At 66.2% G+C, this 23881-nt stretch carries 19 protein-coding genes and 3 pseudogenes; 8 read left to right on the top strand and 14 right to left on the bottom strand.

All coding sequences use genetic code 11. The features are described from left to right. Window positions 1-145: 145 nt before the first annotated feature. Together STRNI_RS10105 and STRNI_RS10100 are read right to left on the bottom strand one after the other, a co-directional pair. Window positions 146-604, bottom strand: coding sequence for a hypothetical protein (locus tag STRNI_RS10105; RefSeq protein ID WP_277411034.1), 459 nt, complete (start codon window positions 602-604; stop codon window positions 146-148). A 27-nt stretch (window positions 605-631) separates the two neighbouring features. Continuing rightward, window positions 632-2173: a restriction endonuclease fold toxin-2 domain-containing protein gene (locus STRNI_RS10100; RefSeq protein WP_277411033.1), complete on the bottom strand. Its 1542-nt coding sequence runs from the start codon at window positions 2171-2173 to the stop codon at window positions 632-634. A 266-nt stretch (window positions 2174-2439) separates the two neighbouring features. On the opposite strand from STRNI_RS10100, the pseudogene STRNI_RS10095 reads away from it, so the two are divergent. Then, window positions 2440-2679: pseudogene (locus tag STRNI_RS10095) on the top strand (transporter); the annotation flags it as partial. Between the two features lie 171 nt (window positions 2680-2850). On the opposite strand, the gene STRNI_RS41610 reads toward STRNI_RS10095, so the two are convergent. Further along, the gene (locus tag STRNI_RS41610; protein WP_381845810.1) at window positions 2851-3273 is read right to left on the bottom strand and encodes an ATP-binding protein; all 423 of its coding nucleotides are present in this window, start codon (window positions 3271-3273) and stop codon (window positions 2851-2853) included. Window positions 3274-3567: 294 nt separating this feature from the next. On the opposite strand from STRNI_RS41610, the gene STRNI_RS10090 reads away from it, so the two are divergent. Together STRNI_RS10090 and STRNI_RS10085 are read left to right on the top strand one after the other, a co-directional pair. Next, on the top strand, window positions 3568-3804 hold the full coding sequence (locus tag STRNI_RS10090) for a DUF397 domain-containing protein (RefSeq protein ID WP_277411032.1): 237 nt from the start codon (window positions 3568-3570) through the stop codon (window positions 3802-3804). A gap of 94 nt (window positions 3805-3898) precedes the next feature. Then, window positions 3899-4792, top strand: coding sequence for a helix-turn-helix domain-containing protein (locus tag STRNI_RS10085; protein ID WP_277411031.1), 894 nt, complete (start codon window positions 3899-3901; stop codon window positions 4790-4792). Between the two features lie 21 nt (window positions 4793-4813). On the opposite strand, the gene STRNI_RS10080 is transcribed toward STRNI_RS10085, so the two are convergent. The 5 genes from STRNI_RS10080 to STRNI_RS10065 all read right to left on the bottom strand — a co-directional run bounded on the left by STRNI_RS10080 (window position 4814) and on the right by STRNI_RS10065 (window position 9160). After that, window positions 4814-5638, bottom strand: a complete 825-nt coding sequence (locus STRNI_RS10080; protein WP_277411030.1) for an SAM-dependent methyltransferase — start codon at window positions 5636-5638, stop codon at window positions 4814-4816. Window positions 5639-5815: 177 nt separating this feature from the next. Further along, a complete protein-coding gene (locus STRNI_RS10075; RefSeq protein WP_277411029.1) occupies window positions 5816-6109 on the bottom strand; it encodes a hypothetical protein in 294 nt (97 codons plus the stop codon). Between the two features lie 209 nt (window positions 6110-6318). Continuing rightward, complete coding sequence (locus tag STRNI_RS10070; protein ID WP_277411028.1) at window positions 6319-7287, bottom strand: helix-turn-helix domain-containing protein; 969 nt, start codon at window positions 7285-7287, stop codon at window positions 6319-6321. 796 nt (window positions 7288-8083) lie between these two features. Next, window positions 8084-8647, bottom strand: coding sequence for an SPDY domain-containing protein (locus STRNI_RS41605; RefSeq protein WP_381845809.1), 564 nt, complete (start codon window positions 8645-8647; stop codon window positions 8084-8086). A gap of 165 nt (window positions 8648-8812) precedes the next feature. After that, window positions 8813-9160 carry a hypothetical protein gene (locus tag STRNI_RS10065; RefSeq protein ID WP_277411027.1) on the bottom strand — a complete coding sequence of 116 codons (348 nt, stop codon included), beginning with the start codon at window positions 9158-9160 and terminating at the stop codon, window positions 8813-8815. 200 nt (window positions 9161-9360) lie between these two features. On the opposite strand from STRNI_RS10065, the gene STRNI_RS10060 reads away from it, so the two are divergent. Continuing rightward, on the top strand, window positions 9361-10200 hold the full coding sequence (locus STRNI_RS10060) for a hypothetical protein (RefSeq protein ID WP_277411026.1): 840 nt from the start codon (window positions 9361-9363) through the stop codon (window positions 10198-10200). On the opposite strand, the gene STRNI_RS10055 is transcribed toward STRNI_RS10060, so the two are convergent. Both STRNI_RS10055 and STRNI_RS10050 read right to left on the bottom strand, forming a co-directional pair. Then, window positions 10188-10994 (bottom strand): aldo/keto reductase, encoded by an 807-nt coding sequence (locus STRNI_RS10055; RefSeq protein ID WP_277411025.1) that lies wholly within the window; start codon window positions 10992-10994, stop codon window positions 10188-10190. The two genes, STRNI_RS10060 and STRNI_RS10055, sit on opposite strands and share 13 nt — an antisense overlap. A 118-nt stretch (window positions 10995-11112) precedes the next feature. Beyond that, window positions 11113-11691 carry a hypothetical protein gene (locus tag STRNI_RS10050; protein ID WP_277411024.1) on the bottom strand — a complete coding sequence of 193 codons (579 nt, stop codon included), beginning with the start codon at window positions 11689-11691 and terminating at the stop codon, window positions 11113-11115. Between the two features lie 76 nt (window positions 11692-11767). Between STRNI_RS10050 and STRNI_RS10045 the strand changes: the two genes are divergently transcribed. Next, window positions 11768-13471 carry an ISAzo13 family transposase gene (locus tag STRNI_RS10045; protein ID WP_277411023.1) on the top strand — a complete coding sequence of 568 codons (1704 nt, stop codon included), beginning with the start codon at window positions 11768-11770 and terminating at the stop codon, window positions 13469-13471. Between the two features lie 129 nt (window positions 13472-13600). Here STRNI_RS10045 and STRNI_RS10040 read toward each other — a convergent pair whose 3' ends face one another. From STRNI_RS10040 to STRNI_RS10030, 3 genes are all read right to left on the bottom strand, one after another. Beyond that, complete coding sequence (locus STRNI_RS10040) at window positions 13601-14836, bottom strand: IS701 family transposase (protein WP_277413226.1); 1236 nt, start codon at window positions 14834-14836, stop codon at window positions 13601-13603. Between the two features lie 126 nt (window positions 14837-14962). After that, on the bottom strand, window positions 14963-15610 hold the full coding sequence (locus STRNI_RS10035) for an RraA family protein (protein ID WP_277411022.1): 648 nt from the start codon (window positions 15608-15610) through the stop codon (window positions 14963-14965). Window positions 15611-15646: 36 nt separating this feature from the next. Then, on the bottom strand, window positions 15647-16750 hold the full coding sequence (locus STRNI_RS10030; protein WP_277411021.1) for an enolase C-terminal domain-like protein: 1104 nt from the start codon (window positions 16748-16750) through the stop codon (window positions 15647-15649). 1809 nt (window positions 16751-18559) lie between these two features. Here STRNI_RS10030 and STRNI_RS10020 point away from each other — a divergent pair. Next, window positions 18560-20905, top strand: coding sequence for a discoidin domain-containing protein (locus STRNI_RS10020; RefSeq protein ID WP_277411020.1), 2346 nt, complete (start codon window positions 18560-18562; stop codon window positions 20903-20905). A gap of 287 nt (window positions 20906-21192) precedes the next feature. Beyond that, window positions 21193-21480 (top strand): annotated as a pseudogene (locus tag STRNI_RS10015) (IS5/IS1182 family transposase); the annotation flags it as partial. 76 nt (window positions 21481-21556) lie between these two features. On the opposite strand, the pseudogene STRNI_RS10010 reads toward STRNI_RS10015, so the two are convergent. Beyond that, window positions 21557-22144, bottom strand: a pseudogene (locus STRNI_RS10010) (IS5/IS1182 family transposase); the annotation flags it as partial. A gap of 386 nt (window positions 22145-22530) precedes the next feature. Here STRNI_RS10010 and STRNI_RS10005 point away from each other — a divergent pair. Continuing rightward, window positions 22531-23868, top strand: a complete 1338-nt coding sequence (locus STRNI_RS10005; RefSeq protein WP_277411019.1) for an ABC transporter ATP-binding protein — start codon at window positions 22531-22533, stop codon at window positions 23866-23868. Window positions 23869-23881 lie beyond the last annotated feature (13 nt).

Raw genomic sequence — 23881 nt, 5'->3', positions numbered from 1 at the left:
GGTCACTCGGGGGAGTGGCTAGTCGTACCGGGGCGGCGAAACCAGCCCCGCGGAACTACACGAACTCCTCTCGCCACCGTGGTGGCTTTGGGAGGAGCCTTGTAGCAGCTGGACCGGTGGACACAGGTGGTGGGGGCACTGCTGTCTAACCGAGCTGCTCCTCCTCATGCCGGAGGACTTGGTCAACGTGTTCGACCAGGCACTGTTCCAGCTCGGCCAGCGTCCCGCTGCGAAGTTCCACCAGTGGCAACTCCCACTCCACGCCTTCGCGGATGTTCACCATGAGCCCGCTATCGGCCGGCACGATGGCTTGCTGGAGCCAGCCGGCGAAGTCGGCCGCTTCGGCGGCGGTGCAGTCCTCGATGGCTACGCCGTTCGGTTCGACTCCCATCATCCCTTCGTTGATCTCACCGCTGGATGTGCGGAACTGGAAGGAGAGCGTCTCTCCTGTGTACTGCCCGCTCCACGCCTCCACGACCGTCCCGGGCTCCTTCGCGCGCAAGGCGTCGGCGAAGGAGGGGAAGGTGAGGCCCCATCCCTGGGGAGCGCCTTCGGGCGGGCTGAAGATGAACATGGTTCGGAAGTTGCCGGCGTCTTCGCTCATTTCCAATCCTCTTCGATCGCATCTGGGTCAGGGCACGTGCCTGCTGTAGCCGTTGACCCCGTGGGCGACGAGCAGGGCATCCCAGTAGGGCACGGCGTCGGGGTCGTTGGTGGCGACCTCTACGCCGCGTAAGCGTCCCGCGTGGGCTGGGTACTCGATCGCCGCCTTGTATTTGTACAGCTCTTTCTCGTCCTTCTTGTGGAGTACCTTCTCCTGGAAGTTGTCGCTGTTCTCCAGGTCGTCGAGGTTCCGGTACGTGCATCCCGGCCTCTTGACGAACTTGGCCTCCACGGCCATGCCGTCGGTGTCGCGCAGGCCGTCCACCATCAGTGTGCCGAGGGCTGACTTGCGCGGATCGATCGGGACCTCCTTCTCGGGGTAGCCCGCGGTGCGGTGTTGATAGTCCCTTTCGGCTTTCGTGCCACCGGAGAAGCCCCCGTCGCGAAGGCTGTGTGCCCATCGGTTGAGGCTCTGTCGCTCGGTGGGCGTCAGCGGCGGGAACCGCGGGTCGGGGGGCACAGGGGGTGGCATCGCGGGACGGTAGAGGCTCGGATCGGGTTTGGTGTAGCCGGCCGGGATCATGATGGGAATTCGAGGAGGCAGCGGGAGGGGGAGCCCTGGCGGAAGGATCGGGCTGGGTTTCCAGGGGGCCGGGTCGGGCTGCGGAACGCGTACGCGCGATTGCGAGGAGTCCAGACTGTGGCCCAGGCTGGCGAGGGCCATGATGCGGTCGTCGCCAGAGACTGCCGCGTGGAGCCCCCCGTCCTCACCGTTGCCTCCGAAGGCAGGGTTGTCCCAGACGGAGTCTCCGCCGCTGTCGAATAACGCGTCGGAGGCGGTTTCTCCCCAGGACTTTTTGCTGGCGGCTTCGACGTGGTCGGCGTACCTGTCGCAGGCGTTGGCGAGCTGTTGGCAGGCAGTTGGCAGATTTGCCAGCAGAGTGCACGAGGGTTCGGCCTTGGCCGGCGGGTGGTCATGGCCCACGAACTTGGTGAAGAAGGCGTTGACCGCTTCTGCGGTTTTCCCTTCGTGGTTGCGGGCGGCCGTCTTCCAGCAATCCTGCGCGTCGGATAAGACGCGCTCAGATATGTTCTTCGCCTTTCGCCAGGTTCGTGCCACCGACCTGAGCTTGTCTGGGTCACCGCGGAAGCGGTCACCGACGAGGTACTTGTCGATTGCGGAGGTCTCCCCGATGACCTCGGGCAGTTCGTTCCCGCGGCCCCGGGGCGCCGGGGCACAGTCCGCTGACTTGCCGGAGTACGGTTCGGACGCGCTGCGCTGCCCGATCGCGGCGAGCATGTCCTCCGCGACCTTGCTCTCTGTCGCCATGTAGTTGTTGGCCGTCTGCAGCAGGGACTCGCTTCCTCGCCCCATGACGTGCGCGGCCTCGCCCGCCTGGTTCACCGTCGTCTTCGAAGCACTGTCGTACAGGGCGGCAAAGGCCCGTCCAGCGTCATCGTCGCCGGCCATACCGGCCTGCTCATCCAGTTCCCTGATCAGCGCGAGCACCAGCTCGATGAGCAGCTCGTTGAGGGTGTGCATACCCCACGAGGAATTGATCAGGTCCACTGCATGCGTACGAAGAGACAAGCTTGCAACCCCCGGCCTACGCGAGCGGGCCAGTCTGCCATGGGCAGTTGAGGTGCTTTCGCTGACCGATGCCAATCGGCCAAGGTAGGGGACGATCCCGGCGGGAAGGGGCCGGTCTGGGCGCGGTGCTGGGCAAAGCGGGAGTCGGTGGCCATCAGGCCGGTCATCCGGTCTGGGCGTCTCATCCGGAGGCCGGTGCTATGCCAGACGAGATCTCCGAAAGCCGGGGCTGGGCCCACGACTGCAAGCAGTACCGCGCGTATCAGCGGTTGCGGAACTTCGCGTGCGTCTGCCCGCCGCAGAAGACCAAGCTGCTCGTCTACCTCAAGGCAGCCCCCAAGCAGGTCGACCTCGTGCCCGGCTTCACCCGCGACGTCACCGGACTCGGCCACCACGGAACCGGCGACCTGGAGGTGCAGTTGCGCACCCGGAGGGACCGGGAGCGCGCCCAGGAACTGTTCCGCGCGAGCTACGCGGCATCGTGAGACGGCCCGTGGCCGCACAGCTCTCCGTGGCCCGGAGCGAGCCCGTGGAGGGCATGTGGGCGAGGGTGCTACGTCGTGTGGCTGACTGCCGTGTCGGTTCAGGGTGCGGGGGCGGGGCTTGCCCGCTCCGGGGACGAGCTTTGACGATCCGAGCTTGTGCTGGACGACGGATCACCAGGTGGCAGGTTGCGCAGCGGCAACGGGGATCTGGGCCCACACGACCTTTCCTGAATCGGCCATGACGAAGTGTCCCCAAGCCTCACTCATCTGCTCCACGATGTGGAGCCCGTACCCCGACTCCGCAACCAAATGCGGGGGACTGATGACAGGTGGGTCAGCCGAGGGGTCCGTGACTGCACAGATCACCCCCGTGCCCCGCAATCCAATTGCGAGCCACCCGCGTTCGGCGGGATCCCGTAGGGCGTGCCGGATGGCGTTCGTCACCAGCTCCGTCGCCACCAGCACGACATCGTCGCGGGAGGAGTGAATGCTCCACCGACGCAGTGCCTCCTCCATGAGCCTGCGCGTGCCGGCCACGCTCTCCGCCTCTGTGCCATAGCGGAGTGAGACCAGCCCGCCGGAGGCCAACCCCATCGCCGCGGCCCAATCATGCCCGCCCCGCTTGAGGGCGCACACCACGTCCTTGGGCCACCTGCCGATGGTCGGCTGACGGGCAGGGGGACCTTCCCCTCCGATGCCGGGTTTGCACATTATTCATTCTCCCGGGGGCTGTTCCGCTGCAGGTATCGAACGGCGCTGAGCCGCCGCGTATGGTCCTACCCAGGGTTGGCAATTTCCACGGGAATTGCCAACCCTGGACATCACTTTCCGGTGAACTCATGGGATGAGGTTGGCCGGGAGGTTTGAGCAAGGTAGGGAGTGGGCGATATGCAGGAGTTCGCGAACGGCGTTCGGGCAAGTTCGATTCCGAACGTCATCTGGACGAAGAGCCGGAAGACGATGGAGCAGGGGCAGTGTGTGGAGACCGCCGCTCTGCCCGGGGGCGGTGTGGCGATCCGTAATTCCCGCGAGCCCGACGGGCCTGCCCTGGTATATACCCGGGCGGAGATGGTCGCCTTCCTCGATGGAGTGAAGGGCAACGAGTTCGACCACCTCGTCGTCTGAAACATGGCACAACTCGTCTCGTAATCGCGGTTGTTGCGAAAATCCTGGCTCCTCGGTGGATACTGTCTGGCGACGTATCCACCGAGGAGCCAGCATGCGTTCAAACGTCAGGTCGATAGAGGAATACCTGGGGGAGGCCGACCGAAGTCCTACCGCTCTGGGGCTCATGCTGGCCCAGTCGCTGAAAGAGCTCCGCGAAGAGGCAGGGCTCACGCCCGCGCAAGCTGCGAAGATCATCGGTGTCCACGCGTCGCAGATGAGCCGGCTGGAGAACGGCCAGCGGCGCTGGCAGGAGACGGGCCTTGTAAGTGCACTTCGTGCATACGGCGTGGGCCCCGAGGGTGACCACCTCACGCTGCGTCTCCTGCGTGCCTCCGCGGAGTCGGAGTGGAAGACAAGTTTCCGCTCTGATGTGCTCCCGGGCTGGTTCAAGTTGTTCGCTGGCCTGGAGCCGGCAGCCAAGGAACTGCGGTCCTTCGAGAACCGCGCGGTGCCCGGCCAGCTGCAGTGCGAGCCCTATGCGCAGGCCATTGTCGAAGGTGATGCGATGGGCGCCACAAACCTTGCCAGGCGCCGGCTGAAGCTCCGCAAGGAGCGGCAGGAGCGGGTGTTGCGCAAGAATGGCCCTGCCCAGTGGGTGGTGCTCGAAGAAGGCGTCCTCGACCGACAGTTCGCTGAACCGCACGTGATTCGCGCACAGCTTCTGCACCTCAAGAAGCTGCTGGAAGACTACCCCCAGATCACCGTCCAGATCCTGCCGACCAGACTGGGTGTCTCGCGGCCCAGCGGTTCGTTCACGTACCTTCGCTTCGACCTGGAGGGGATTTCGGACAAGGTCTACGTCGAAGATCCGACCGGGGCCAAGTATTACGACGACGAGGAGGAACTCCAGGAGTACCAGATGACGTTCGACCGGCTCGCAGCCTCCGCGCTCGATGCAGAGCAGACACCGCGGATCCTGGACGAAGTGTTGAAGGGCCTCCAGTAGCTTCCTGCCTCCGGCAGACCATCATCCGAGGATTCTGGCCACGCCGCCGTACTCGATCCATTCATCCCCGGGCTGCTTGGGCGCCAGGTCCTCGGGCCGCCACTTCGAGACGTCCACCAGCTCACCGGGCGGAAGGACTTCCATCTCGTCGAAGTAGCGGTCCACCTCGTAGCGTTCCCGGACACGGCCCCAGTTTCCGCCTGTGCTCTCGCGCATGAACTCTGTAACCCAGGTTCGGACGCGCGGCTCATCGCTGACGAGCTGACAGATCACCATGAAGTTGCCGGCGCCGAGCCTGCGGGCAACATCACGGACCAGCCTGCCGGGGTTGTCCTCATCCGGGATGCAGTGCAGAACGGAGACGAACAGGGCCGCAGTCGGCTGCGTGGGGTCGATCAGTCGCTTGACGCTCGGGTGCGCGAAAATGCGCTCGGTGTCACGCATGTCGGCCCGTATGACATCCGTGTTCTCGTCGGTCTTGAGTAGTGCCTTCCCGTGGGCGAGAACGATCGGGTCGTTGTCGATATAGATGACCCGTGCGTCAGGATGCACTCGTTGCGCCACTTCGTGCACGTTGTCCTGCGTGGGCAGACCAGACCCGTGGTCGATGAACTGCCTGACCCCGTACTCGGCGGCGAGGACATGCACGACACGTCGCAGAAACCTGCGATTGTTCTGCGCGAGGATCTCCGTGCTCGGAGCCTGGGCCGACAGCGCGGCGCAAGCGGCCCTGTCGACTTCATAGTTGTTGCGCCCGCCAAGGTAATAGTCGTACATTCGCGCGACGCTGGGATTCTCCGTGTCGACCGGACGCACTTCATGCTGGGGTGGCTCCCCCTGGCTCATACGGCACCTCGCGCCCGCGGCAGTCACGCTCCGATATGGCAAGCGCTCAGTGTAGGCACTGGTGCAGTCCAGTCGTGAGTGCGAAGCATGAGACGGCCCCTCATGCCCGGGCATTCAGCCACTAGGCATATGCCCATGCCAAGTGAGAAGGGTCGTCAGGGCGGAAGACCCAACGTCTCACCTGGCAATTGCCGCATGTTGCACGGCGCTTCGAGCCCAGCGAAGTTGGCCGATGATCACCGGCTGGGAAACACCCATGATCTGGGCCACATCGCGAAGTTCAAGTCCAAGTCGGTGACGAAGGATCACTGCATCGGCCTGCTGCTCGGACAGAAGGAGACGCAGGAAATCCGGTTTCCGGATGCGCGCCCCTACACGGCCTGTGAGAATTTCCCAGGCCACCGCGGGGAGGCAGGGGCTGCTCAGCGCTGCTTGCCAATTCCGTGCCAGCTCTGCCAGAGCGCCGTCCACCACCAGCTGCGTGGCGTCCTGGCACCTCAGCCGCACCTGGCTGTACCGGAGGTAGATCAGGCGGTATGCGCTGCAAAATGCTGTGAAGTCCGAACAGAGTTCAATGGGAAGCTCCTTGCCTCCAGGGATGCCGCCGCACTGCGCTGCATGCGAGGCCGGGGGCCAGGCTGCCTTCGCCCGGGCGGTGGAAGGGGGCTTGGTGGGTGCCCTCAGTGCAGTTCACCGTTCCCGTCGGTCCTCCCGGGGGTGTTGCTGACCCCTTCCTCTGACTGCTCGAAGGTGCACAGCCAGGCGTAATGGAACTCTTCCCACAGAGGGCGAACCTCTTCGGGGCATCCGTTCAACGCCGCGACCAGCGCACTGACTTCCGGCCAGTCGGGCAGATAGGTGCCGTCCAGTACCCGCTCCACCATTGAGGGTGAAAGGGCTCCGGAGCAGTCACGGTGCACGTCGGCCGGTGTCGGCCTGCAGGCCGCCGTGTAAAGACCTTGCAGAGCATGGAACACGCGATCGGCTGCCTGTGTGACCGGCCGCCGGGTGGACGGCGCTATACCGTGACTGGTCTCCCACAGATGCCGCAGAATTGCCGCATCGGCGCCGAAGCAGGCCATCATGTCCTGCACCACGGACCAACCAGGCAACCGGTCGCCGCTGAGAATGCGTGAGACATACGACGACGACATCCCAAGCGAAACCGCCACGTCCCGCAAAGCAAGTCCACTCGCTTCATGAAGGAAGGACAGAGCATCGGCAAGAAGCCGCGCAGCACGGTCCGCCGATGCCTTCTCGCTTAGGCTCGACTGCGACGACCTAAATGCAGACGAGTGCGTCGTAGGCAGGGGCAAAGTAGGGGAGAGCGAGGTGCGCTCGCTTAGTTGCCGGTTCAGTCTGTGCTCGGTTACCGATTCGTTCCAGCGTTCACGCGCCGTCGGGGAACTGATCTGGGCAGCCCGCGCGACCCCGTCCCAACTCGTGCCCCTGTGCCTTGCGTCGAGCACGGCACCGGCACTGTAGTTTTCGACTGCTCTGACAAGCTCCCTTGCGCGTCCCAACAAGGTCGGCAGATCCTCGCCGGCGTGCTCGCCGGCGAGCAGCTCCCGCGCCATGCGAGGAAGACCTTCAGCCATGTGCAGCCCCAGGCGCTTCGGCTGCACATCAGGCGAAGCGCCGTTGTTCACCCGTCGGGCCCTGTCCCGACAGCCCGACGAGCAGTACTTCCTCTTCCGGCCGGGCCCTTCCCTCTGCATGATCCCGACACCGCACATGCAACATGCGTTCAGCGCTCCCCTCATGGGGATTCCTCCCTGCTGTCATTTTCTGCAATGACGCTGCTGTTTCAGATTTCCGGGCAGTTCATTGATGACGCCATGACAGTGCCATCGCCGCAGAGGACGGCCCGGCGGAACGAGATCCCCGCCCCGCCGGGCCGCCTTGCAGCTAGCGGCGACGGGCGCGCAGGAAGCCGAGATAGGAACGCATAGCCATTCCCGTGCACGCTGTCAGAGTGAAGGCACCCCAGGGAGTCTCCCAAGCGTGACCAGCCAGCAGCGTGGGTACAGCCATCAGTGCTAGAAGAGACCCCAGGTGCGTGACACCCCAGGCAATTTCCATGCCACTTTCCACACCAGCGGGAAGGAGCCTGCTACGTTCGAAGCGGTTCGTGAAGAGAGCTACTGCCCTCAAAGCGTCCTGGTCGTCCATGCGAAGTCCTTTCTGATATGGACGGCTGAGCGCCCCGGCGTTGGTTTGCCGCCCGCCGGGGCACATCAACGGACGCTACCTCCTTACGAGTTGGTTTCGCGACGCGTGAGGCCCATATCGCGAGAAGACGCTTTTCTTTTCTTCTTCGTGCTGGTAAGTGCCACGCCATCGACACTCTTTCGCATTACCCAGTCGAACTGGTGGGCGCATTTCGGGGCTGGGTTCCTTTTGGCGCGGAGGAGGGCCGAGGCGTTGGCCCTCAAGCCGAATCCCTCATGCGCCCCTGGACATCTCAGGGCGCGGGCTCGTGGCCGCAACGGAGCCTCGGAATCCAGTTGGCCGGGGGAGTGCGCTTGGGCGAGTTCGACGGTGAGGGGCCGTAGCACTGCGGCCGGGGTGTACGGGGAGTGCGTGGATGCCCCAGGTGGGTCGGTCAACGCTGCCGCCGCCCCAGACGGTCCACGTCGACAGGAAGCCGTCGGGGGCGAGTGCTGCGGAGGCATCGAACTGCACCCCGTAGGCGCCACTTTGGGGTGTCCATTGGACCCGGGGACCTCCATGGTCTGCTTCCATCCCGCTTCGGTCAGCGGGTTGGTCGCCTCGGCGATGGTCTGCTCGGAGGGACGTGTTCCAGTGTCCGGCCGCGTATGCCCAGTCGCTGGCCAGTTCGTCGAGGAGGGCGCGCACGATCTCTACTGGCGTGGCGGCGTTGGCGGTCGCGTGCCAGGCCCTGGGGCCTACGGGAGATTCGTAGGCGGCGATGGTCCAGGTGATTTCCTGTGGTTTGGATTCGTGGGTGAACTCCCCGTGCGCTGCGAGAGATTCATGGTTGGCGATGGTGGTGTCGTCTCGCCAGTCCGTTCCCTGTCAGGTTCTGCGTGTTGAGCTGCGGACATGAACAGGTGAGGGGCGGGCGAGCTACCGGAGGCCGCTCACCAGCCCCTCGTTTCACCGAGCGTCAGTGCGGTTCGGTCGTCGGCCAGGCTCGGGAATAGCGCACAGTCAGCGTCCGGCCGCCACGGGGGCGTGGTTGGCGGTGGCGTGGATGCGGCCGTCGCGCAGGACTATTGCACCGCTGGTGAGAGTGGTCGTGACCAGGTCGGTGGCGCGGGGTTCGGGGGCCACGTCCGGGAGGCGTGCAGCCTCGGTCAGCCAGGCTCGGGAGTGGAGGTACGGCTCGATCCCGTCAGCGGGGATCCCGTCGCGGATCATCAGGGTGAAGGCGAGGACCCGCCGCGCGCCGTACCAGACCGCTGCGCCCGGGGCATCGACGAGCTGCTGGGCGCGGCGCAGGAGGCGGCGAACGCGGCCGCCGGGATCGGCGGGGATGGGGCCGTGAGAGCCACGCACTTAGGAGTCATGCCACGCCTTACACCTCGAACCCCTTTAGTCAGGAGGGTACTTACTGGACCCTGCCACCATGCAGCCCCGTCGGGCGACTGCGGTAATCCACCTGCAGGGCCGAGGCTGCCAACGCACAGCTTGTTGACGCAGTCCTACGACGTCTGAAGGGCGGACTGCTGTGGCTGGGGCTTGGTACGTTCTGGCGTATGACGCTGCGTTCGGTGGATCTGCGCAAAGAGCCGGTGGAAGCCGTACTGGATCGTGCGGAGCGAATGCTGGGGGTGCGCCTCGACCGCGAGACTGTGGTGTGCAAGCGGCGGTCTGTGGGGGCGCGTACGGACCGCGATACGTGGGTGCGCATCGAGCGGCGTGGGCTCGACCGGATCGGGGTTCAGGGCGGGGATGGCACCGCGTCCGCGGAGGCCCTGCGAGGGATCGCCCAGCCGGCCTGGCTCGCCGGTGTCGCGTGGCGGGACGAGGCGGAGCCGGTGATGTGGCGGGGGGACGAGACGGCACTGCTGCCGGGTGCACCAGTGGGGAGCGCCGTGGTGGCAGAGGACCCGCATCTGTCCGAGGAGTGGTGGGCTTCGCTGAATGCTTCGCTGGATGCCCTCGCCACGCAGCACACGAACAGGATCGCGACACCGGATACCGAGACTCTCACGCAGGAACTGGTCACGCGAACGATCCACAGTGTCTTTCCCGGCGTCGATACGGCGGTGGCCGATTGGCGTCCGGCCCATGCGGATCTCAACTGGGCGAATGTGACGGCGCCGGTGTTCTGCGTGTTCGACTGGGAGGACTGGGGCATGGCCCCGTGCGGCCTGGATGCGGCAAATCTGTGGGGGGCCTCCCTTGCTGTCCCGGCTCTGGCCGACCGCGTCCGCAGAGAGCGGTGCAACGATCTGGCGAGCCGGGACGGCAAGCTGATGACGCTGTTCGTCGCAGCGAAGATCCTCGGCCCCTACTCTGATCCCGAGGACCCCCGCCTGGTCCCTGCGCGGAAGACGGCGGAGCAGTTGCTGCAGGAGCTTCAGGCAGGCTGACGGGCTTTGAGGAGCTGCCGGTACTCCCTAACCACGTTCTCGTCGACCTCGTACGACAGGGCTTCGGCCAGCTCGCGCAGGTGCTCGATGTTGTCCGTGCCGACCGCGACTGCGTCAACCCGGGGCAGGTCGTATGAGGAGAGGAACGCGGCCTGGGCCTTCGTGACTGACGCGGATCCCTGCAGGAAGACCCCTGGATCGAACCGCTCCCACACCTCCTGTGCTGTACTTCCGCCGAAGGGGCTCATCCCCCAGACCTGCGACGGACGCCACCGCGTTGCCAGGGCCTCTGCTGCCTCGAGGACGTCGACCCCGACCAGTAGCCCCGCCCGAACCATGAGGACGTCAGGGCGCGGCACGTCGAGGTCCACGAGCGGGCGCGGATCCCAGGTCGAGACGCCCCAGGAACCGCAGAGCCCCGCTCGTGCAGTGTCGGCAAGGGCTGCGCACGCCGGCCCGAGCCTCCCGGTGTCGGATGCCGAGTGCTCCGGGTTGTGGAGGAACACCAGATCAGGCTCGCGCCCGAGGTCCTTGGCTACCCGCTCGACGGCGATCTGCAGTCGGGCGGGATCGAGACTGTGGCCCTCGGGGAAGAATCCAACCTTGGTGGAGACCGAGAAGTTCGCCAGCAGGTCACCAGCCGTTGTCTTCAGGACCTCGTGGGAGCGATGGCGAAGATAGTTGGATGCGGTGTCGATGCGTCCTATGCCGAGGTCGGCGGCTGCTTCGAGTAGGTCACGGGCGTGACCAGATCGGTGTAGCCCGAGGACGATTCTTCCGTCAGCGGTTCGCACAGCCCCTCCGTGATCAGCAGGTCGGCCAGAGTGGTGGTGTCCTCGGTTGCGCCGTCGAGGTAGACCGGGTGGCCCGACAGGAGCGTTCGGAGGCTCGGTTCTGCGCGCTCGTGGAAGGTCAGTCGCTTGGCGCCGCCGCAGACTTGGACCCTGTCACCGGCTCGGACGAGATATCCTGGAGAAGGGGTGTCGGAAAGTGCGAGGACAGTTCCAGGGCCCAGGTGGGCTGGTGGACGGCGTTGCCGCCCCACACCGTCCATGTCGGCAGGGCGCTGCCGAAGCGCGGTCTGGCGGCGAAGGCGTCGAACTGGATGCATGCGGCTCCTTCGCCGGGGGCTTCCCAGTGGATGTAGCGACCCTCGATGGTCTGCATCCAGCCCGCGTCGGCGAGCGGACGCGTCGCCTGCGTGATGGTGGTCTCCGTAAGGCTGGCGGCCGGGCCCCATGCTGACTCGCCTGCAGCGGAGTTGAGCATGGCGAGCACAAGCTCGGCGAGGGTGGAGGCTGCGGCGGTGGCGTGCCAGAGGCGATCGCTGACCGGTGTCTCGTACGCCGCGAGCGTCCATTTGGTATCACGGCCCTGGGCCTCGTGGTCAAAGAGCGCCCGGGGGGTGAGTGATTCGTGGTTGGCGACGGTGCTGTCGTCGTCCCAGGTACCTTCTCTGTCAAGTTCTGCGTGTCGTGGGTGCCGACTCAACTCTGGGCGTAGCGCTGACTAAGGGCGCGCAGAGAATCAACGTGTTGCTTCCCGCCCTGCGGCTCGTTGATGTGGTATGCGCATCTCCGAGTCGATCCGTGACCAACTCGCCCTGAAGTTTGAGGTGTTGTTCCCGCACCTCGACGAGCGGCAGCGGCGTCTGCTGATGGCAACCGAGGCCCGGTTGCTGGGCCATGGCGGGATCCGGGCCGTCGCGCAGGCGGCCCAGGTCAGCGAGACCACGGTCCGCAAGGGCGTGGACGAGCTGGAATCCGGGGCGGAACCGTTGGGACGGGTCCGCCGACCCGGGGGCGGGCGCAAGAAAGCAGCCGATATAGACCCGAGACTCCGGCCGGCCCTGCTCGCCCTGGTTGAGCCGGACTCGCGCGGGGATCCGATGTCACCGCTGCGCTGGACGACGAAGTCGACCAGGAAACTGGCCGAGGAACTCACCCGGCAGGGGCACAAGGTCGGCGCCGACACGGTGGGTGACCTGCTGCGGGAGGAAGGCTTCAGCCTGCAGGCCAACGCCAAGACCATCGAGGGTGCCCAACACCCGGACCGCGACGCCCAGTTCCACTACATCAACGAGCAGGCCAAGGCCCATTTGGACACCGGACAGCCGGTGATCAGCGTGGACACCAAGAAGAAGGAGCTGGTCGGTGAGTACAAGAACGCCGGGCGCGAGTGGCGGCCGACAGGTGAGCCGGTGAAGGTCAGGACGCACGACTTCCTCGACCGGCAGGGACCGGGCAAGGCGATCCCGTACGGGATCTACGACATCGCCGCGAACACCGGCTGGGTGAATGTCGGCACGGATCACGACACCGCGGCGTTCGCGGTCGCCTCCATCCGCCGCTGGTGGCAGGCCCGCGGCCGGCACGCCCACCCGGCCGTCACCAGGCTTCTGATCACCGCCGACGCAGGCGGCTCCAACGGCCACCGCACCCGCGCCTGGAAGACCGAACTCGCCGCGCTCGCCGCCGAGACGGGACTGGAGATCACCGTCTGCCACATGCCTCCGGGCACGTCGAAGTGGAACAAGATCGAGCACCGGCTCTTCTCCCATATCAGCATGAACTGGCGTGGCAGGCCGTTGACCAGCCACGACGTCATCGTGAACAGCATCGCCGCGACCACCACCCGCACCGGGCTACGGGTCGAGGCCCATCTGGACACCGGCGCCTACGACACCGGAATCAAGGTCACCGACGCCGAGATCGACGCCCTGCCGATGCACCGCCACCGCTTCCACGGCGACTGGAACTACACCCTCAACCCCGCCCACGCACAGCCGACGCCCCGGGCAGCCGACCCCGCCGCACCGCCAGACTCCGTCCCCGCCCGGGCCTCAGCCCGTCCCGGCCCCGCCTCGCTCCGCGACCCGGAACTGACAGGCATGACGACCGCACAGCTGGACCAGCTGACCCGCACGCTGATCCCCGCCCTTGAGGACAGGCGCGAGAGTCTCCGGCACCAGCAGCGCGGCGGCGACCGGCTCCGGGCCCGGGGCGCCGGCGCCAAGGACACACTCACCGCACCCGCCCGGATCCTCGCCACCGTCCTCCATCAGCGCAAGATCGGCACCCACGACCTCCTCGCCGCACTCTTCGGCGTCACCCGCAGCACCATGTCCAGAGCCGTGCAGGAGGTGCAGCCTCTCCTGGGCGAGCACGGCCACACGATCCCGCCGTCCACCGCGAGGTTCCGCACACCAGCGGACGTGGCGGCCTTCCTCACCCCAGAAGCCGCCCAACGCGAGATCAAATCCGCATGTTGATTCTCTGCGAGCCCTTAGTAGTGCTTGGCCAGGTTGGTGCGGTGGTGGGTATGTCGCGGTGGCAGGTGGGGCAGGCACCGGTCCGGGTTGCGAGCAGGAGCTGTAACTCACGGACCACTTGGTAGAGGCTCAGGCCAGCGCCGTTCCTTTTGGGTCCTTGGCCAGTCGTTGCAGGGTGCAGAAGGCGTGGGCGACGGAAACAAGGGTGACGTGGTGGTGCCAGCCGTTCCAGGTGCGGCCCTCGAAGTGGGCAAGGCCGAGGGCCTGTTTCAGCTCGCGGTAGTCGTGTTCGATGCGCCAGCGGAGCGTGGCCAGTCGGACCAGCGTGGTGAGCGGGGTTGTCGGCGTGCAGATCGGAGAGCCAGAACTGGACCGGCTCGTCGTTGGTGGCGGGCCACTCGGCCAGCAGCCAGCACTCGGGCAGCACGGGGCCGTCGGTGGCGCGGGCGATTTCACGTCCGGCAGGCCGGATCCGCAGGGGACGAACCGCGAGTACATGCGTTTCAGGTCGGACCGGCCCGTGCCCGGGCGGGATCCCTCCCGCCATTGCACAGGTTTCGCCGCCTTCCGGCTCACGGCGATGACCAGCTGTTTCACCGATCGCGGCTTGTCCGGGTACTCCGCCACCGGCGGTCGTCCCCTCCCGGAGCAGTCCCCGGTGACCGGGACGGCCTCACCTGGCTGGGCCGACAGCGTGCTGGAAATGCCGACCATGTGGTTGAGGCCGCGGGCGGCCAGACCGAGCCGGAAGGTGGCGGCGTCGCCGTAGCCGGCGTCTGCGATGGCCAGCGGCACATCGATCCCCCACGAGCGGGTCTCATCCGCCATGTCCAGAGCCAGCTGCCACTTCTCCACATGCCCGATGTCGTCAGGGATACCGCAGGCGGTGCGGCGGGCGACCTTGTCCGGATCCGCCTTCGGCGAGCGGGCCGCCCAGGTCTGCGGCAGGAACAGGCGCCAGTTGATCGCCGCCGAGGCATGTTGGGAGGTGAGGTGCAGCGAGACACCCACCTGGCAGTTGGTGACCTTGCCCGCGGTGCCGGTGTACTGCCGGGACACGCAAGCCGAGGCGTCGCCGTCCTTGAGGAAACCGGTGTCATCGAAGACCATCGCAGTCGGCCGGATCACCGCTTCCATCTTCCAGACCAACCGGGCTCGGATGTGGGACGGATCCCACGGGCTGGTCGTGACGAAATGCGCCAGTTCCTGCCGGTTCCCGTCCTCACCCAGCCTGCGGCTCCCCGTACCAGCGAGGAGAAGCCCGATCCGGCTCCCCGAGCCATGTACGGCAATAGTCTGGCCAGCGGTCTGAATGCTGTCTCCGGAGAACCCTCGGCGACGCCAGGCCAATGGAACATCGCCCACACTCCGACCAACTGGCCCTCGGCCCCCGAATCCATCCAGGCAGGTGAGCACGCGCGGCGGCTGCGGGCCACCGACCCTGTCGCTGGGCGTAGTTAGCTGGTCAGAAATTGTGGCTGCGGATCTGGGTCAGAGTGTGCGGTACTTGTCCCAGACGGTGCGGAGGGTCTCGCCGGCGAGCAGGTCGCTGAGGACGGCGTTTTCGGTGGATCGCCGCCGACTCGCCTGGGTGCGTACGTCATCCCAGGCGGTGGCAGGGACGACAACGATTCCATCGTCGTCGGCGACGACCTTGTCGCCGTCGTTGACGACGACGCCACCGATCCGCACCGCGCAACGAACGGCGGCGACCCGCATGCGAGCGCGATAGTCGATCGGGCGGTGACCGACGGAGAAGACGGCGTAGTCGAGGTGGTGAATCTTCTCCGTGTCGCGGATGCAGCCGTCGGTGACGGTACCGACGGCGCCGCGTCCCATGGCGGCGGCCGAGAACAGCTCGCCCCAGTATGCGGTGCGGCGATCGGCGTTGGTGGCGGCCACGACGAGGTCGCCCGGACGTAGCGAGTCGATGAACGCGATCATGTCATCGTATGGGGCATCGCTGTCGGATTCGGTGGGCACGAACTGCACCGTGGCCGCTCGACCCGCGATCATGGTGCCCTGCTGAAGCGGCCGCAGTCCGGCCATGACGACCTGTTGTCGAAGCCCAATGCTGTCCAAGACGTCGGAGACCTGGCATGCGCTCAGAGGCGGCGTGTTGTCTGCGTCGACCACCATAGGTTCATTGGACATCGTGCTAGAGCCTGCCCTCTATCAATAGATTTCTACGGTGTGGTCGTCGATGTAGTCCCAGTCGTAGTCGATGCCGAGACCGGGTCCCTCGGGCGGGTAGATGTAGCCGTCTTCGATGCGCAACGGTGTCTTCAGGCCGAAGTCGTAGTCGGACATGGGGTAGAGGACTTCGAAGAACTCGGCGTTGGAGATGGCCAGTGCGCAATGCAGGTTCACGATTTCCAGGGCGTGGTAGATGCACGTGTGTAGCTCGCATCGCAGCCCGAGTGCCTCGGCGACGTGCGCGGTGCGCATGACGGCGGTGATGCCGCCACGCCACGAGACATCGGTTCTGATGATGTCGACAGCTCCCTCCGCGGCGTAGTGCGCGGAAGCGTACTGCTGGCCCGCGAGCGTCTCGGTGGCCGCGATCGGGATGTCCAGGGACTGGGCGAGTGTGCGCAGGCCCCGGAAGTCCTCGTCCCACAGGGGTTCTTCGAACCACAGGTAGTTCAGCTGTTCCAGGACGCGTCCCACGCGTAGGGCTTCGTCGAGGCGGTACGCGGCGACAGGGTCGGCCATCAGTGCAAAGTCCCGGCCGACGGCTTCGCGAACGGCACGGTAGGCGGCGAGATCTTCGGTGAAGGTGCCGGGTGGGTGCAGCTTGTAGCCGTGAAAACCTGCCTGCATCACCGACAGCGCCTCGGCGGCGTAGGCGGCCGTGTCGGGCAGGAACATGGAGCTGGCGTACGTGGGCACCCGGTCGCGCGCAGGTCCGAGCAGCTTGTACACCGGTAGTCCAGCCTGCTTGCCAACGATGTCCCAGCAGGCGTTGTCGTAGGGCCCGTAGGCGTAGATCGGGACGTGGTTCCATTTGCGGTTGAACTTGCGGAACTCCTGCCAGTTACGTTCCCGATCGAATGGGTCGCGTCCGAGGAAGAACGGCTTCACGGTGGAGAGCACGGCGCCGGTAGCGACGGCATTCAAGCCGCCGAAGCCGAAGGATGTGCCCATGAGGCCTTCGTGCGTACGCAGTGTCACCACGAGGAAGTCCGGCGTGGATCCGCCGGGAAGCGTCGCGGCGAGGACCGGGTCCGCAGCGTCAGCACGGCAGGCGCGGATCTCTATGTGCTTGATCTGGGGCATGGCGCTCCATTAGCAGCGGTGGTGGATAGGCGTGTGGTGCGGGTGTCCGGCGCCAGGCGATCTCGGCTCATCGCTGTGGTGCCGGCTGGGGGCAACGGCCTATACACGGTGTATGACCTGCACACGGGGCAGGGAGCGTGGAGGGCCTGGGCGTGGGGATTGACAGGTGCGTGAGGAGGGGGTGAGGTCGAGTGCCGATTCAAAGATCCACGATGATCACGTTCGGCTCGGCGGTAACGAGCCGGGGTCCGAGCGGGTTGAAAGTCTCTCGACGTTGATCACGATGTCACCGGCGATCGTGGCGGTGAGCGCCTGGACTCAGCCTGCTGAGCTTGGGCGACGGTGCACGGGCGCTCTGGGAGCAGATGGTTCCCGAGCCATTGGGTGCGACGTACAACGGCGTGTGCAGCACCGCCGGACACGGCGGTCAGGCAGATCGTGATCGGCGAGGCGACGCCCACACTGACTAAGAGGCGGGTACGAAGCATAGGACCTCCGACTTCATGCACGATTTTACGGGAGGCTTCCGCAGCGTCAAGGCCGCCGCCGTGGAAAACCCGATGGGCCCTGTCGAGGAAGGGCGTTGTCGCCGTGGGCTTCACTGCCGACCGGCGCGGAGGGGTACAGGTGCACGGCACGGCAGGCGCCGGCAGCCGGCCTGCATCCAGGTGCGCTGCCCGGCGCCGCGCAGGCGGATGCTTCCGGGGCGCCTCCGCAGGCTTCGCAGTGTGCCGGAGGCAGTCTCGGCGGCGGCGCTCAGGACGGTGGCGCGGTCGACGAACTCGCCGTCGAATGCGCCGCCTTCGAAACGGTCGGCGACTTTGTCCCGCTCAGCCTCCGCGAGGTCGAGGAGTTCATGCTCCAGCGGGGTGTCACCGTCTCCTGCGAGACAGTCCGGCTTTGGTGTTGAAGTTCGGGCAGGGGCTGCGCCAACGCGCTACGCCGCCGGCAGCCCGGGCCTGGCGGCACGTGGCGCCCGGACGAGGTCGGCAGGGCCGGTGGACAAGCAGCGAGCCCGGCGCCGCGGCCATCCGTCTGAATGCTTCCACCCCCATCACGTCGCGGCCACTCCGTGTAGGCAAAGCCTTGACACCAAGTTGCGCACATGTAGCATCCGGCATCAAACACGATCTGTGGAGGATGCGCCGTGGCACAGAAGAGCAACACTGCGTTAGCGCGTCATGAGCTGGTTGGTGCAGGCTCCGGCAGCCCTGACGGGCTTGGTTACCGCCTTGGCAGCCCCGTAGCGCATCGACGAGCCCAGTAGAACCTCTGGGTCGACCTCGGAGCCCTCGTCTCCGGCGGCCCGCCGCTCAACCCCGGCCGGAGCGACAGCCAAGCTGCCGCTCTACGCCCCAACGTGGCCATCGCAGGTCTGATTGCCACGATCTCCGTATTTCCCTTCTCTCAGCGCTTCCTGGTCAAAAGTCTGCTCGAAGCGCCCTCAAGGGCCGTTTGCGAGCGTGATTCTGTGCGGGGGCATCACCGGCCTTGCGTCTCGCATGTCTGGCGGGTGCCTTTCTGCTCCGCACAGAGGTCCACGGTGACGGGATCGTCGCCACCCACCTGTGCATGGTGGTCCCGAACACGTCCTACGAGTCCTTCACCCTGGCCAATCCCGTGCAGCGAGAAGCGGCCGTCGACTCTTGGGGTCTCGTCCACGCCTGCCCTGCACCGGGGACCGGCCACGAGGGGAAGCGGGAAAGCGCCGGTGCCCCCACCGGACACGACCGCTGCATCGCCCGAGCCATGGCATGAACCACCCCGCACACCCGCTCCACAATTCAGCAGCACAGGAGAGTGATCCACATGACAAGACGCAAGGTTCCGCGGGCTCGCCGAGCGATAGCCCGGCTGTCCGCGGCACTGATCGGAATGACGGCATGCTGGGGTCTGCAACCCACCACGGCGACCGCGGCTGTGCAGGCGACGTACTACGCCTCACCCGAGGCCAAGGGCACGGGCGACTGCTCGACGCCGGAGAACGCCTGCAGCCTGGCGGACGCCAAAGAGAAAGTCCGGCCGCTGACAGCGGCCATGACCGGAGACCTCGTCGTGGAGTTGGCGGGTGGGACCTACACGCTCGACTCCACCCTCACCTTCGACGCATCCGACTCGGGCGGCAATAGCGGCCACGAGGTCATCTACCGGGCGAAGGCAGGTGAGAACGTTGTGCTCAGCGGCGGCTACACCATCCCGAGCTCCGGGTGGGAAGTGGAGGACGCCACGAAGGGCATCTGGAAAGCCACCCTGCCTACCGGGCCTACCGGCCTTGACAACACCCGGCAGCTCTGGGTCGACGGCCAGCGCGCCGACCTCGCCAGCGCAGCGGCCAGCGAAGTCTTCGGCACGATGAAAGAGGACACGGACAAGAAGGGATTCACCTTCACCAGTGACAAAACCAAGGACTGGACTAACCCCGAAAAGGCCAACGTGGTTTACTCGCCTGCCGGCAATCAGTGGAGGCATTCGGTCTGCCCGATTTCCTCGGTCTCCGACAGCCGAGTCATCGTGACGACCCCCTGCCAAGACAACGCGAACCATGGCAATCACTGGGGCGCCCTTGGCGTGCCCACGGCCGTGGAGAACCACAAAGAGCTGCTGAGCTCGCCGGGCCAGTTCGCCATCGACCCGGTCGCCCACGAGATCTACTACATCCCGCGCGAAGGTCAGACCATGAGCACCGCCACGGCCGTCGCAGGCAAGCTGCAGACCCTCGTCAACCTGGCAGGGACCCCGGACAAACCTGTGGAGCACATCCAGTTCACCGGCCTCGGTTTCAAGCACGCCACCTGGCTCCTGGACGACTATGGCGTGGTGGACGCCCAGGCCAACGTGCGCTTCACGAAATACGCGGCGGACCGGAAACCGTCGAGTACAGAGTTCGGCGCGGATAATGTTGGCTTGCTCCCGGCGAACATCACCTGCCACACCTGCAAAAACGTCTCGTTCAGCGGGAACACCTTTGAGCACCTCGGCGGAAGCGGTCTCGGCTTTGACGGGGGCGGCAACGACAACTCGGTGACCGGCAATGTGATCACCGATGTTTCCGGCAATGGCGTCCAGATCGGGGCCGGCGACATCTACAAGGAACCCGCCACGATCGAATCCAACTACGCAGTGAAGAACAACTACGTGCACAACGTGGCCAACGAATACATCGGGGGAGTCGGCATCCTGGCCACACGGGTAAAGCACACCAGCATCTCGCACAACAACGTCTTCAACGTGCCCTACACCGGCATCTCCCTGGGCTGGGGCTGGGGCTATAACTCCAGCACCATGGTCGACAACCACGTCGACAACAACTACGTCCACAACGTGCAGACCTCAGCGATGAGCGACGGCGGCGCGATCTATGTCCTGGGGACTCAAGGGTCGTCCCCGCGCTCGACCATGAACGGCAACTACGTCGAGCAGGACTCCCAAAACTACGCTTCGCTGTACCTAGACAACGGATCCAGCTACTGGGACGTGAAGAACAACGTCGTCGGCGGCTACACACCGCACTGGGCCTTTGTCCAGAACGGAGATCCCATCGCGCATCACAACGACGTGCAGAACAATTACATCGGCTCTGACGCAGGGAGCTCCCACAACTCAACCGTGCCGGACACCAGGAGCGACCCTAACAGTACCAACAAAGCCGGCCTGACGACCTGGCCGACGGAGGCACAGAACATCATCTCCAACGCCGGACTCGAGCCCGCGTACGTCGGGCTCCTGAACGGTCAGGCACAGACGAATCTCGCGTACAAGGCGGCGGTCTCCGCCTCCACCTCCTGGTCGGACGGCTTTTCGGCCTCCAAGGCGAATGATGAGAGAGCCGGAACCCTGTGGAGCTCGGGCTCCGGTGACGCCAATGCCTATTGGCAGACCGACCTCGGCGCCTCACACACCCTGTCGGGCGTGCAGATCCTTTTCCGCCAGGACGGCTACGACTACCCGACCCAGCGGCAGAACTTCGAAGTCTGGGTGTCGAACAACAGTGACATGTCGGGGAAGACCATTGCATGCAAGGTCGGCGGGACACCGCTGCCCAACAAGAGCACCTACAACTGCCCGCTGTCCGGTAAGTCCGGGCAGTACGTCAGAGTGGTCAAGACAGACGGAACGTCGTTTGCCCTGGGGGAGGTGAGGGTGTTCGGCCACTGAGCCGCCGCAGCGGCTGAGCACGCGCAGGATGCTTCGTCGGCGACGAGGAAGCATTCTGCGCCGTCGCCCGGCGACGCTCGGCAGCCTGGTGTCAAGCGGTCCGCCGAAACAGTTGACACCGAGCGCCAGGCGCAGCTGACCAAGCGCGGCGGTCAGCGGCACCGCGACGGTACCGGCGCCGCCGGATACGCAGCCAAGGCCGAGACCGCGCGGTTCGCCTGTCAGTACGGTGCCGACGGCCCCGAAGGTCCTGGATGGGCCGCCTCAACCTGCGGATCGGCGTACTCTCCCGTGCCAACCGCGCCTACATGCGCAGACGCAACATCAAGGCGGTGATCCCGGAGAAGACCCACCAGGCCGCCAACCGCAAGCAGAAGGGAACCGCCGGAGGCCGCCCGATCAGCTACGACGCCATGCTCTACAAAGACCGCAACACCGTCGCGCGCGCCATCAACAAGTTCAAGGAACGGCGGGGGCTGGCCACGCGCTACGACAAGACACCCGAGAGCTACGCCGCAGGACTGCACCTGCGCGGATCCATCCTCTGGCCACGCAGCCTGCCGACCACCCCGTGATCCGGACTCAGAACAGGCCCCGCCTGCAGGGCCATCGCCTGGGACGCCTGCACGGCGCACAGCGGCGCGGCGATCAGTAGACGGGCTGGTAGCGGTATCCGGCGTCCAGGCTTAGCGCCGGGCGTTGTGGGGCGCGGTCCAAGAGTTCGGTCAACTTGGTGAGTTCGTCGAGAGTTTCGGGCAGTAGGGTGTGGTCGAGGGTGTTCGCGCCGGCGGGCACGGTGACCAGGGGTATGCCGTAGCCCTCGGTGAGCTGGGAGCGTTTGATGCCCTGCTTGACGCGGTCGACCGGGGACTTGCCTGCGCATTCGCCCCCGCAGGGTGCTGTGGCGATGCAGCCGTCCGCGGACAGTTCCTCTATCTGAAGTCCGGCCATCTGGTCGTAGGCCCGCAGCACTGCCAGGACCAGGTGGCCGGCGACACCGGCTTCGATCCATTAGTCCCGCCGACGCCGGGTCGTGGTCGTGGTCGTCGAGCACGCCTCGTCCGCGACCCGCTCGTCGCCCACCCCCGACACCAGCGCCATCACGAGCCTGTCAAAGACCACCGCGTCCGGGATCCGCGGATTGTGACACCCCAACGGGGGCGTATCAGAACGGTCGGGCAGCAAGAGGAGGAACTCCTCGCGGATCGGCGCGATGATGGACGCAGGCACGACGGACACGAACTCTCCAGATGGTCACAGAGCGTAGAGAGCTCCATGATCATCAAATTCGTGCCTGTCATGCCGCCAACTTCGTCGAGTACATGACCTGCTGGTGGACGCTCTCAACACAATGGCGGTGACGTCATATTCGCACCCCGCGGGTCAACCCGGCCCCGAAGAATCGCCGCGGTCATCCGCGCCTGGTAGCAGCCGCGGCGTAGAGCACCCCACACCACGATCACGATTCGCTACAAACTCGAGTCCGGAGCCTCCGATCCCGTCCGGCCTCTTCCCCGGCCGCGCACATTCCGTTAACTTTCGTGAATCACTCGCCTGTACGACCCGGACGGGGCGTCCGACCGTGGAGCACCAGCGCCCAGACGAGCCCCCGGGGGGCACCCCTCATGACACGCGCCATCACTCTGCACGACGTGAGCAAGAGCTACACGCGGGGTGTCCGCGTGGTGGACCGTCTTTCGCTGGACATCGCGCCCGGCGAGTTCCTGGTCCTGCTCGGCCCCTCGGGCTGCGGCAAGTCCACCGTGCTCAGGATGATCGCGGGGCTAGAGGAGATCACCGAAGGGGAAGTGCTGCTGGACGGCGAGCGCGCCAACGAGTTGCAGCCGTCCGAGCGGGACATGGCGATGGTCTTCCAGAACTTCGCCCTCTACCCGAGCATGACCAACCGCGACAACATCGGCTTCCCGCTGCGCTTCGAGACGCCCGGCGCCGATCCGCGCCCGCGCGTGGACGCCACCGCCCGCATGTTGGGCATCGAGGACCTCCTCGACCGCTTCCCCAGCCAGCTCTCCGGCGGCGAACGCCAACGCGTCGCCATGGGCCGGGCGATCGCCCGCCACCCCTCCGCGTTCCTCATGGACGAGCCGCTCTCCAACCTCGACGCCAAGTTCCGCAACCACCTGCGCGCCGAAATAGCCAGCCTCACCCGGAAGTTGGGCGTTACCACGATCTACGTCACCCACGACCAGGCCGAGGCCATGTCGCTCGGCGACCGGGTCGCCGTGCTGCGCGGCGGTGTGCTCCAGCAGCTGGACACCCCGCGTACGGTCTATGGCCTGCCGCGCAACGTCTTCGTCGCCGCCTTCATCGGCACCCCGCGTATCAACCTGCTGCGCGGACTAGTGCGCGCCCCGATCGGCGGCGCGATGGCCATCAGCCTCGGCAAGCAGTATCTGCGGCTGCCCGAACCCCTCTCCCTCGACCACCAGTTGCTGCGTGTGCAGCAGGGCCGCGAGGTGATCGTCGGGCTGCGCTCTGAGGCGGTCCGCATCGCCAAACCCTCCGCCGGCCGGCCCGGAGAGGTGGCGCTCACCGGGCTGGTAGGGCATGTGGAGTTCCAGGGGCACGAGGTCCTCGTGCACTTCAATACCGGTTCCCGCCCCGCCGTAGTACCCGACCTGGAGGCCCCGCGTCCGGCCCGCCGCCCGCCCCGGCGGCGCCGCCGCGAGGGCGCGGTCCTGGCCCGGCTCCGGGAACGGGCGGGCGCCCTGCGGGCCGGCCCGGTGGTCGCCCCGGACAACCCGCCGGACGAGTTCGCGGAGCCCGCGCCACCCGAGGGCCGTCTGCCTGGCGACCTGGTGGTGCGCACCACCCCGGACATCGAACTCCGCCACGGCATGGAGGTCCCACTGCTCGTGGACCTCGCCCACCTGTTCGTCTTCGACCAGCACGGCGAACGCATCTGCCCGGCACCGGCGCGGCTGCCCGACCTGGAGGATTGAGCCCACTAAGGAT

This window comes from Streptomyces nigrescens (assembly GCF_027626975.1).
Classification (GTDB): domain Bacteria; phylum Actinomycetota; class Actinomycetes; order Streptomycetales; family Streptomycetaceae; genus Streptomyces; species Streptomyces nigrescens.
The sequence above is the reverse complement of the archived record's forward strand: the minus strand, read 5'-3'. Positions and strand labels throughout refer to the sequence as shown.